This is a genomic window from Nostoc sp. NOS(2021), from assembly GCF_017115025.1.
Taxonomy (GTDB): domain Bacteria; phylum Cyanobacteriota; class Cyanobacteriia; order Cyanobacteriales; family Nostocaceae; genus Nostoc.
The window spans coordinates 1-7,058 of sequence record NZ_JABXKM010000333.1 but is presented as its reverse complement, the minus strand read 5'-3'; the positions used below and the strand labels follow the sequence as shown (position 1 = coordinate 7,058).

Here is a 7,058-nt window from a genome sequence, read left to right as displayed (position 1 = left end):
CCCAATGCCCAATGCCCAATGCCCAATGCCCAATGCCCAATGCCCCATGCCCAATCAATATAGATAGGTAAACCTAGATGATTAAGTTGATTAGTATTTTTCTTAGTCTGTTACTTATATTTGGCTGGGGTACTCCAGTCATGGCACAATCTCAACCGCCCATTACTCAAGAACAGTTAAAACAAGGTGATGAGTGGGCAAATCAAGCGTTTACAGCGACGAATCAAGGTGATTTTGCGACGGCTGAAACTTACTGGACAAAGATTATTGAGCAATTTCCTACCAATGCGGGGGCGTGGAGTAACCGGGGAAATTCGCGGGTGAGTCAGAACAAATTGCCAGAGGCGCTGGCAGATTATAACAAAGCCATAGAACTAGCGCCGAATGTCACCGATCCATATTTGAATCGGGGGGCGGCCTTGGAAGGGTTGAGAAAATGGGACGATGCGATCGCAGATTATAATCATGTCTTAGAACTCGATCCTAATGATGCGATGGCGTATAATAATCGCGGTAATGCCACAGCTGGTTTAGGGAAATGGTCAGATGCGATCGCAGATTACAAAAAATCTAATCAGATAGCTCCGAATTTTGCCTTCGCCCGTGCTAACTACGCCCTCGCTCTTTATGAAACAGGTCAAAAAGAGCAAGCAATCCGCGAGATGCGAAATATTGTCCGTAAATATCCCAAGTTTGCTGATGTGCGTGCTGCCCTCACAGCCGCCTACTGGGTAAATGGAGAACAAGGCGAAGCCGAAAGTAACTGGGTAGCAGCCTATGGACTGGATAGCCGTTATAAGGATATCGACTGGGTAACAAATATCCGCCGTTGGCCGCCCAGCCTAGTTACAGCTTTAGATAAGTTCTTGAAAATCAAATAGAGGCATTGATCATGACTCATTTTGGCATCATCTGTCCTGGTGCAACAACTGGCCCCCTCAACACTATGCTTCCCTTGGGGCAGGAACTTCAACGGCGTGGGCATCGCGTCACCCTCTTTGGAACACACGATTGTCAACCTAAAGCACTGGCAGCAGGAATAGAATTCCAACCAATTGGTGAAAAAGATTCTCCCCCTGGCTCAACAGCAGAATCCTTTGCCAAGTTGGGGCAACTGCGGGGATTAGCTGCATTTCGACATACTATTGAACTGCTAAAGCATATTTCATCTGTGACACTCCAAGAGGCTCCAGCATCAATGAAAGCAGCAGGCGTAGAAGCGTTACTAGTAAACCAAAGTTCAGTAGAGGGAGGGACAATTGCAGAGTTTCTCGAAATTCCTTTCATCACTGTATGCAGCGCTGTGGTAATTAATGAAGAACCTAGCATTCCTCCTTTTTTCACAACTTGGAAGTATAGCCCATCTGGGTGGGCACGCTTACGTAACCAAATAGGTTACACGTTAGTTAATAGCATTGTTAAACCAGTTGAAGATTTGATTAATGAATATCGTCGAGAGTGGAAATTAGCCCTCTACTCTAATCTTAAAGATAGCTACTCTCCACTGGCTCAAATAAGTAATGCACCTGCTGAGTTTGAATTTCCCAGAGAAGAATTAGCTCCTTGGTTCCATTTCACCGGAAGCTACCATACTTCAGCCAATCGAATCCCTGTTTCTTTCCCCGATGAAAAATTGACGGGGAAACCGTTAATTTACGCTTCGATGGGAACATTGCAAAATCGTTTGATTTGGGTTTTTGAGACTATTGCTTCAGCTTGTGAAGATTTGGATGCTCAGTTAGTGATTTCTCTGGGAGGTTCTGCTAAACCAGAATCACTGCCAGACTTGGCAGGAAATCCTTTAGTCGTTGAGTATGCACCTCAATTAGAAGTGCTAGAAAAAGCCACCCTCATGATTACTCATGCGGGAATGAATACAACAATGGAATGTGTGAAAAAAGGAGTGCCAATGGTGGCGATTCCAGTTGCCAATGACCAGCCAGGAGTAGCAGCGCGTATCGCTTGGACAGGGGCGGGTGAGCTTGTCCCCTTAAAGAAACTGAATGTTTCCAGGTTGCGAAATGCTGTAAGGCGGGTGTTGACAGAAGAATCTTATAAACAGAATGCCCTCAGATTACAAGCAGCTACTCACGCTGCTGGAGGGGTAAGTCGAGCCGCCGATATTATTGAGCAGGCGGTATCTACAGGTAAGCCTGTCTTGGCTGAAACACAACAGTAAATAATGAAATATTGTGCATATATAGCAATCCGATTTGATTCCTGAATCACTCGTAGAGAGAAGGAACTCTTAACAGGGAAGAAGAAATAAAGGTGTAGTGAGTTTTTTTAAAAAATCAAATAGGAGTCCTATATTTTATTTATGCCAACTTTAATTCCAGAAAATACGCTTCCTAATGGCATGAAAATATTTTGCATTCGCAAAGAGGAAGTACCGATTATTTATGGGCAAATCCAGGAGTATTTCCAATTCGGGATTGAGTTACACGAAGGTGACACCGTATTTGATGTGGGTGCGAATATTGGTTTATTCACATTATGGGTATTTCATCTGTGTAAAACAAATGTGAATGTTTATGCATTCGAGCCTATTCCTGCCATTTTTGATGTTCTACAAGCTAATGCCCAACGCTTTGAACCAGAACAAATAAAAGTGTTTCCCTGTGGACTTTCACAGGAATCTAAAACAATGAAGTTTGCTTACTATCCTAACGCTACAGCATTGTCTAGTGCTTATCCTGATGGTTCAAAGCAGCAACGAGATAAGTTTAAGAATGCTATTCTACGCAATAATCTCAAAGATGCACCAAGTCAAGTCCGTTGGCTTCGTTGGTTGCCGTCGTTTTTGCGATCGCTTATTCTCGATAACAAGTTGGAGAAAGTTTTTCAAATGGAACAAGTCACTTGCCAATTGAGAACTGTATCAGAGATTATCGGCGAGTATAATGTTCAGCAAATTGACTTGCTGAAAGTGGATGTGGAGCGAAGTGAGTTAGATGTGCTTTTAGGTATTCAAGAGCAAGATTGGCCGAAGATTAAGCAAGTCGTTGTAGAAGTACACGATTTGGATAATCGAGTTAAAAGAATTACAGAGCTACTAAAAAAATACGGTTTGAGCAAGGTTTCAGTGAAGCAAGAACCCTTTAAAGAGGGTTCCGACACTTTCAACTTATATGCCTTACGGGAGTCATCTAAGGAATTCTAAAACTCTTTAAACGGAGCTAGAGCTAGTCTGAAGGATAGGCTGATTTTGAGGACGCTTCCCCTTCACCACCATCTTCACACCACCGGCTGGGCTAAATAGCAAACCCTTACGCACTGGCTGCACTGGTTTACTATCAGCGAGTTCCATTTGCCAGTGAGACAGCACTGTTGTCAACACAAGTTTCATCTCAAACAAGGCAAATGCCATACCAATACAGCGACGGTTCCCGCCACCAAAAGGTAAATATTCATAGGGGGAAAATTGCCGTTCCAGAAAACGCTCTGGCTTAAATTGTTTCGACTCAGGATATAAATCTTCTCGATGATGGGTCAAATAAATAGAGGGAGTTAGCAAAGTCCCAGGCTCAAAGTTGTATTCCCCAATTTGTAGCGGTGATTTGACTAGTCGATTTAGTCCCGATATCGCCACTGGGTAAAGGCGTAGCGTCTCAGAACAGACAGCATTCAAATAAGGCAATCGGAAAATAGCGTTTGGATCTGGTTGTTCACCCAAGTTATCTAGTTCTTGCAGCAGTTTTTCACGCACCTGCGGCAGATGATGAATCCAGTACAGCGCCCATGATAAGGAAGTTGCAGTAGTTTCGTGACCCGCCACTAATAGGGTCATCAGCTCATCACGTAATTCCAAGTCTGTCATCGGCTCTCCCGCTTCATCACGAGCAGCCATCATCAAAGATAGAATATCAGTTCGAGATGAATCGGGTTGTGCTTTGCGATCTTGAATCTCGGCGTAGATAAGTTGATCAATTTGCTGCCGTAAACGCAAGTATTTTCCCCAGTGACTCCAGGCTCCTAAATCCTGTTGCATTGATGGGAAAATAAGCAGAATTGTTCTAATTATAGGGAATTTGGGATTCAGGATTGCAATCAGGAGTTCCTTGAGTTTCTCGTAACGTGGCCCATCTTCTAAACCAAATACAGCCTTCAAAATTACTTGGAAAGAGATTGCTTGCATAGATGGCAGAATTGAAAAGGATTCCCCAACTTGCCATTGACTAATCACTTGCTCTGTGATCTTACGGGTTAACTCACCATAAGCTAGCATTCGTTCCCCATGTAAGGGTGGTGTCAACAGCTTTCGTTGTCGCTGATGAGGCTTTCCTTCCAGCGCTAGTAGTGATTGCCGTCCTAATAAAGGCGCTTGAACCCCTGCTCGTGAGCCAGAGTCCAACTTTTTTGGATCTGTAGAAAAAATCTGCTGAATCGCCTGGGGATTGCTAATGAAAACTTGAGGAGCAAAATTTTGTCCGAGCTGAAGGGTGAAGATATCACCATAGCGTTTAGCACAGTCTTCGATGTATTCTAAGGGATTAGTCAGCCACTGATACATCTGTACCCAAGGGTGAGTTTCAGGGCCATTAGGCAGTTTAAGTGCAGACATTTTGATTAATCTCCCAATCATTAAAGCAAGATTGTTATCAGCCAGTTATTTATGCACCTGTAGCTTGATTTATCTTAGAACACAGATCGGGGAGATCAACTCACCAATTTTTGAATCTGCCTTGGGGTCAATTCCTGAATATTATTCAAAACTACTGCTGCTCCTGCTTTCTGTAGTGTCTCACCATAGGCATCACCACGCGCTGCTGTTTCCTGGACATGGGGCGGTAAAACTCCTACACCAATCCATGTCCGGTCTGGATTCAAATCTCGCGCTTTTTCTACAGTATACATATCTGCTACCGTATCTCCCACATACACTATTATTGATGTTTTGTCAAAATCATTCTCTAGTAAGCGAACTGTGGCGAAAAGTCCAGTGGGGTCAGGTTTACCTGGTGCATCTTCCATTGCAATCAACACCGGAGATTGTAAGCCCAGGCGTTTTTCTAATACATAGTTAGCGGAAGCACGAGTTGCACCGCTAAAAAATCCCCAAGCAATCCCCGCTTGGGTAAGTTGTTCTAAGTAGCTAGATTGTAATAATAAGGGTTCATTACAGATATACCCAGTAAAATTATTTGGGTCTGGGCCTCGGTAGCGGGATTGAAAAAAAGCAACGATCGCATCATAATCGAGTTGCAGTTGCTCGCGGGTCTGTTCTTGGGTTTCAAAGTAGCGATAAATTAATTCCTGTGATGCTTCCCAATCGTTATTCCACACACCTTCAGACTTCAGTTGGTCAATATCTAGTGGGGTTGGCCGATATGCTTGGGTAGTGAAATATTCTACAGTATCTGCGATCGCACGGCGATAGGAACCGCTAACATCGCGCACAACGCCATCAATATCGAAAACAACAATCGCTTTTGCAGAAGTTGGTTGAGTCATGGGGTAAAGAGCAAAAGAGTTTTACATCATCATAAGGAACTTGCAATTTTGTGTACCGAATGATCACTTAATTAAATCATCAGCACTTACACTTTCATTGGGTAATAACTATGGTGATAATGTTAATTTTAGAGGGTACGGTTTTGCGCCTTCTTCATGGAGGGGTAACAGACGTAGGATGTACGGGGGTGATTTCCCCAGCATAACGGTTAAAATCTTCTACATTAAAGTCAAGATGTGGGTTAGCCCATGCACCAACATAGCTGCTGTCAGCCGTGCATCGTGAACATTGACCCCTTTTACTTTATACTGCATTACAAGCCGCTCCCACTCGTCGTAAATGCTTGCTGTATCCCTCAAAACAGTAAAGAAAGCTTTCAGCCGGATGATTTCTTCTCCGGCTTCTTCGGCAGTGTGACCCAGCCCATTTTTATTAGTTGGACGGGTATACACGTTCCAAAACTCGATGAGATTCTGCGGTACGATGCAGAGCGTTTGCCCCTGGTTCCGTAGCCAAGAAATTGCATTGGTAGCATCATCGTACATTGGGTGGTTAGAGTCTACGCTCCTCAGCAGGATATTTGTATCGAACAGATAAGCCACTACTGCCTCTCGTCCTCATACATACTTTCCCGACTAACCGCATAATCTGAAAGGGGAGGTGTATCATGACGGTGACTTGCAGCCCATTCCCGGAAAGCTGTTACCCACTCCTCTGCTGTTGCAGTTTCATGGAAAGGAGGTTTTTGTTGTTTATTTACTAGTTGCCACAACAAGCTGTCCATATATGGTTTAACCTGCTTTGGAGAAATATTGGTGATGCTTGCCAATACCCGAACTATATTCTCTAACTCGTCTTGATGTTGTTCCTGCAAGTTTTGTAGGTGCTGATAAATCAAAGGGTTCTGGGTAGTGCTTTCATCGGTATCTGCATTCATAAGTGTCCTTGGAGTATCCATGCGAGAGCGTGAGATTATGACTCAGGTAAAAAATCAGAGTCGAGGACTTGCTCTAGTGTAAAAGGAGATTGTTCAGGGAAGGTAGCGATCGCTAATCCAGTTTCAATTACAGCCAGTCGTCTAGCGGCTTGATAGCTTTCATCGAAAACCTGATCAAAGTAAGGCTTCAAGCTTGGACTTTCCTTGAGTGCTTTTTGGACTCGCCTACGGTGTTCTAAAATTGTATATTGCCAACTTTTTGAGCGCCTTTCAGTTTGAATTTGGTATTTGAGCAGATGCATCAGCAACACTTCCAGATTGCTCTCCAATGCCCGCTTTTCACTTCTGCCCATCGTTTCAATTTCTTCAATCAGGTTGTCTAAGTCCAGTTGGGTGAAATTTTTTTGCTTGAGCAGTTCTGCTGTGGTTTGAATCCACAGGTAAAAGTCTTGCTCATATAAATCTGAACTAGATGTTGTTTGAGATTGTGGCAGTTGGGCAGTCACGTCGCTTCGCTCCGAATTCAAAATTCAAAATTAACACCAAAATCTTCTAGATCACGCGATGTGCGACTTATTCTTGGAACCCCTCTCCAAACCTCTCCCCGAAGCGGCTATCCATTAGTCACATCTTTCTTAACATTGCGGAAAAGAAGTCAGGGAGAGG

Annotated in this window: 8 protein-coding genes; 3 read left to right on the top strand and 5 right to left on the bottom strand. The window is 43.7% G+C overall.

Features of this window, described 5'->3' with window-relative positions:
* Nucleotides 1–77 precede the first annotated feature (77 nt).
* The 3 genes from HWQ41_RS32605 to HWQ41_RS32595 all read left to right on the top strand — a co-directional run bounded on the left by HWQ41_RS32605 (nt 78) and on the right by HWQ41_RS32595 (nt 3,163).
* Nucleotides 78–881, top strand: coding sequence for a tetratricopeptide repeat protein (locus HWQ41_RS32605; RefSeq protein ID WP_292772134.1), 804 nt, complete (start codon nt 78–80; stop codon nt 879–881).
* An 11-nt stretch (nt 882–892) separates the two neighbouring features.
* On the top strand, nt 893–2,179 hold the full coding sequence (locus tag HWQ41_RS32600) for a glycosyltransferase (RefSeq protein WP_292772133.1): 1,287 nt from the start codon (nt 893–895) through the stop codon (nt 2,177–2,179).
* A 141-nt stretch (nt 2,180–2,320) separates the two neighbouring features.
* Nucleotides 2,321–3,163 carry an FkbM family methyltransferase gene (locus HWQ41_RS32595; RefSeq protein WP_292772132.1) on the top strand — a complete coding sequence of 281 codons (843 nt, stop codon included), beginning with the start codon at nt 2,321–2,323 and terminating at the stop codon, nt 3,161–3,163.
* A gap of 6 nt (nt 3,164–3,169) precedes the next feature.
* On the opposite strand, the gene HWQ41_RS32590 is transcribed toward HWQ41_RS32595, so the two are convergent.
* The 5 genes from HWQ41_RS32590 to HWQ41_RS32570 all read right to left on the bottom strand — a co-directional run bounded on the left by HWQ41_RS32590 (nt 3,170) and on the right by HWQ41_RS32570 (nt 6,898).
* Nucleotides 3,170–4,564 (bottom strand): cytochrome P450, encoded by a 1,395-nt coding sequence (locus HWQ41_RS32590; protein WP_292772131.1) that lies wholly within the window; start codon nt 4,562–4,564, stop codon nt 3,170–3,172.
* 95 nt (nt 4,565–4,659) lie between these two features.
* Nucleotides 4,660–5,454, bottom strand: a complete 795-nt coding sequence (locus tag HWQ41_RS32585) for a TIGR01548 family HAD-type hydrolase (protein WP_292772130.1) — start codon at nt 5,452–5,454, stop codon at nt 4,660–4,662.
* Nucleotides 5,455–5,673: 219 nt separating this feature from the next.
* A complete protein-coding gene (locus HWQ41_RS32580; RefSeq protein WP_292772135.1) occupies nt 5,674–6,000 on the bottom strand; it encodes a PIN domain-containing protein in 327 nt (108 codons plus the stop codon).
* Between the two features lie 56 nt (nt 6,001–6,056).
* A complete protein-coding gene (locus HWQ41_RS32575) occupies nt 6,057–6,392 on the bottom strand; it encodes a hypothetical protein (protein ID WP_292772129.1) in 336 nt (111 codons plus the stop codon).
* Nucleotides 6,393–6,427: 35 nt separating this feature from the next.
* Nucleotides 6,428–6,898 (bottom strand): DUF29 domain-containing protein, encoded by a 471-nt coding sequence (locus HWQ41_RS32570; RefSeq protein WP_292772128.1) that lies wholly within the window; start codon nt 6,896–6,898, stop codon nt 6,428–6,430.
* Between the last annotated feature and the right edge of the window lie 160 nt (nt 6,899–7,058).

Excerpts from the sequence above, each read along its gene's own strand:
- HWQ41_RS32605 (WP_292772134.1), top strand. The coding sequence starts at position 78 with ATGATTAAGTTGATTAGTATTTTTCTTAGTCTGTTACTTATATTTGGC.
- HWQ41_RS32600 (WP_292772133.1), top strand. The coding sequence starts at position 893 with ATGACTCATTTTGGCATCATCTGTCCTGGTGCAACAACTGGCCCCCTC.
- HWQ41_RS32595 (WP_292772132.1), top strand. The coding sequence starts at position 2,321 with ATGCCAACTTTAATTCCAGAAAATACGCTTCCTAATGGCATGAAAATA.
- HWQ41_RS32590 (WP_292772131.1), bottom strand. The coding sequence starts at position 4,564 with ATGTCTGCACTTAAACTGCCTAATGGCCCTGAAACTCACCCTTGGGTA.
- HWQ41_RS32585 (WP_292772130.1), bottom strand. The coding sequence starts at position 5,454 with ATGACTCAACCAACTTCTGCAAAAGCGATTGTTGTTTTCGATATTGAT.
- HWQ41_RS32580 (WP_292772135.1), bottom strand. The coding sequence starts at position 6,000 with ATGTACGATGATGCTACCAATGCAATTTCTTGGCTACGGAACCAGGGG.
- HWQ41_RS32575 (WP_292772129.1), bottom strand. The coding sequence starts at position 6,392 with ATGAATGCAGATACCGATGAAAGCACTACCCAGAACCCTTTGATTTAT.